General features: G+C 59.5%; 2 protein-coding genes. Both read left to right on the top strand.

Translation table 11 applies throughout. From position 1 onward, the window contains the following. Positions 1 to 1,937 (top strand): hypothetical protein (locus tag Q7U71_06200; GenBank protein MDO9391347.1); only part of this gene is annotated, 1,937 nt, incomplete at its 5' end. 158 nt (positions 1,938 to 2,095) lie between these two features. Then, on the top strand, positions 2,096 to 2,983 hold the full coding sequence (gene xerD / locus Q7U71_06205; protein MDO9391348.1) for a site-specific tyrosine recombinase XerD: 888 nt from the start codon (positions 2,096 to 2,098) through the stop codon (positions 2,981 to 2,983). The last annotated feature ends 176 nt before the right edge of the window (positions 2,984 to 3,159 follow it).

Here is a 3,159-nt window from a genome sequence, read left to right on the forward strand (position 1 = left end):
AAGAGGACCAGATCCGGCAGAGGATCGCCGAACTGCAGGCCCAGGAATCCTCGCTTTCCACCAAGGTGGAGGCCCTTAACGGGGCCCTGGCCGATTCGGAATCCAAGCTTCAGGCCCTGGCCCAGGAACAGCACAACCACCGCCAGCAGGCGGAGAGCCTGGCAGAGGAACTGTCTTCCCGGACAAAGGAACTGGCCGAAAAGCAGCAGCAGCATGAGGGGCTGGTCCGGGAAATGGAACAGATGGAAGCGGAGAGGACCCAGTCAGCAGCCTCGCTGGAAGAGATCCAGACCAATGTCTTTAAGGCGGAAACCAGGCAGGCCGAGTTGGAACAGCGCAATACCGAGCTGGCCCAGACAGTGGAGGCTGATACGGCCAAGGCGGCCGGGCTGGAAAAGGAGATCGCCCAGCGCCAGCACGAGGTGGCGGCGGTGCGGGAGCTGGAAAGCTATCTGGCCGACATCCGTAGTCAGATAGAAGAAGCAAAGCAGCACCTGCAGAAGACCGGCGATGACCGGGTCCAGGGCGAGCAGCAGCTGGAAGAGCTGACCCTGCAGAAGCAGGAACTGGAAACACAGGTCCTGCAGCAGATGGAAGAGCTGGTCTCCAAAAAACAGGAAGCCGAGTCCCAGGCCGGCCAGTGGGAAGCCAGACTGAGCGAGCACAATCAAAAAATCGCGGAGCTTGAGCCTCAGCGGATCCAGATGGAAGAGGCGGTCTCGGCCTTGTCCCGGCAGAAAGAGGAGCTGGAGCAGGGCATCGCCAATCTGAAGAACGAGACCCAGCAGCTGGAAGAGGCCAACCAGGAGCTCAACCAGCTGAAGGCCGAGCGTAAGGAGCTTCAGGCCGAGGTCAAGAAGATAAAACAGCAGAAACAGGAGTTCGCCCAGTCGGCCGAGGAGAGCCAGGCCAAGCTGGACAAGTCCGAGACCCGGCTGGAAAAGGTAAGGGCCGAGGAATCCCAGCTTAAGGAAAGCCTGGCCGCCGCCAAAAAGGAAGTGGCCGACATCGGAAAGGAACGGGCCGAGCTGGAGAAATACCTGCACCAGAAGCAGGACCTGCTGGCCGAGCAGAAGGGCCTGAAGTCCAGCGTGGATGCCCTGAAGGCCGAGCTGGCCAATTCCCAGGAACAGCTGGATGTCCTTAAAGAGGAAGAGAAGGGCTGGAGCCTGAGGCTGGAGGAGAACAAAAAACACGCCCAGCAGATGGACAATCTTTTGGAGACCCTGAGGGCGGATGAGGAAAAGGTAAGGCAGCGCCTGGAGGAATCAGAGCAGGCGGTAGAGAAGATCGCGGCCATTGAACAGGAGATCGCAGGCAAGAAGGGCGAGATAGATGAACTGAATGCCCAGGCCGATGAGGCCCGCAGCCGGATGGAGGCCTTGAAGCAGGAACAGGCCGAGATGGAGCAGGAGAAGGCCCGCCGCCGCGAAGACGAGATGTCGGCTTTGACCAAGCTGAAATCCAAGGTAAGGCCCCAGGGGCTTGGGGCCGGGACGACGCCTTCCCCGGCACCCGCCACCCCCGCCATTGCTCCGATCCCGGAACAGCCATTGGCGGCGGAGCGCCCGGCCCCGGCCGCCCGGCCTTTGTCGCCGTTTGCCGGAAGGCCGCCGGAACCGGCCAGGCCGCTGGGCCTGTCCAAACCGGCCCCGGCCCTGTTGAAGCCGGCCTCGCCGCTTTCCGCCCCGCATCAGGCGGTGCTGCCTATCAAGGAACATCCGGCCCCGTTAAAGCCCGCTTCCCCCTTCTCCGGCCCGCAGGCCCGGCCGGGCCTGGCGCCCAAGGTGGCGGTGAATCCCCTGGGCAGGATGCCGTTGCCGGTAAAACCCCAGACCGGTTTACGGCCGCCCGTGCCCCCGGTGGCCCACCGGCCAGCGCCGCTGAGCCCGCCCAGACCTTTGGAAAAACCCAAGGGGGATGTCTCCTTCAGTTGATGTCTACAGATGCGCGAGAATCATTCCGAACAAAGCAGGACAATATTTTATAAGGAAACCATGAATCCATGAATTATTCCTGCCTTCTCTGCATACGTTTCCACTTCGGCGGACAGGCTGGGTTCATTATTTATTCCGGTAATCAGGTTTAGGATCATATGGACGAAGCGCTGCAGCAATATCTGACCCACCTGGCGGTGGAAAGAGGGCTGTCGGGGAACAGCCTTGGCTCTTATGCCAGCGACCTCAAGCGCTACCTGGCTTTTTTGAAAACCAAGCATATCGATGACCTCCAGGCGGTGGAGCGGAAACTGGTCTCCGAATTCCTGGCCTCGCTGATGGGCTACGGGCTTTCCCCGGTCTCGCTTTCCCGTAATATCTCCGCCCTGCGGGGCTTCCACCGGTTCCTGGCTTCGGAGGGGATCACAAAAAAAGACCCCACCGAGAACATAGAGACCCCGCGGCTGGACAAAAAACTTCCCGAAGTTTTGGATCTGAGCGAAGTGGAAAAACTGCTGGCCCAGCCGGACCCCGCGTCCCTGCTGGGCCTGCGTGATAAGGCCATGCTGGAGCTTTTGTACGCCTGCGGCTTAAGGGTCACGGAGCTGTTGACACTGAAAACCTCGGACCTGTTCTTCGATCAGGATTTCATCCGCTGTTTCGGCAAGGGCTCCAAGGAAAGGATAGTGCCGGTGGGCCGTTCGGCCCGCAACTGGACGGATAGATACCGCCAGGGCTCGCGACCGGCCTTGTTGAAGAAGTTCAGCACCGAGGTGCTTTTCCTTAACAACCGGGGGCGCCCCATGTCCCGGATGGGCTTTTGGAAACTGCTGAAGGCCTATGCCCAGAAGGCCGGGATCAAGAAGCGGGTGCATCCCCACATCCTGCGGCACTCGTTTGCCACCCACCTGCTGGAGGGAGGGGCCGACCTGCGCTCGGTGCAGGAGATGCTGGGCCACGCCGATATCTCCACCACCCAGATCTACACCCATGTGGACCGGGAGTATTTGAAGGAAGTGCACAGGCAGTTTCATCCCAGAGGTTGAAACATAGATATTTATCGGGACGCAGATTTACGCAGATATTGAGGATCTTTAGATCTGTCTCAAAACCAACAATATATACAAGGAGCCAACCATGAAGAAAATATTACTGGCATCAGTGCTGGTTCTTCTTGCCGTTTCCGCCTTTGCCCAGAAACCCCACGGCATCGTCAATCTTA

Source organism: bacterium (genome assembly GCA_030655055.1).
Classification (GTDB): Bacteria; Edwardsbacteria; AC1; order AC1; family EtOH8; genus UBA5202.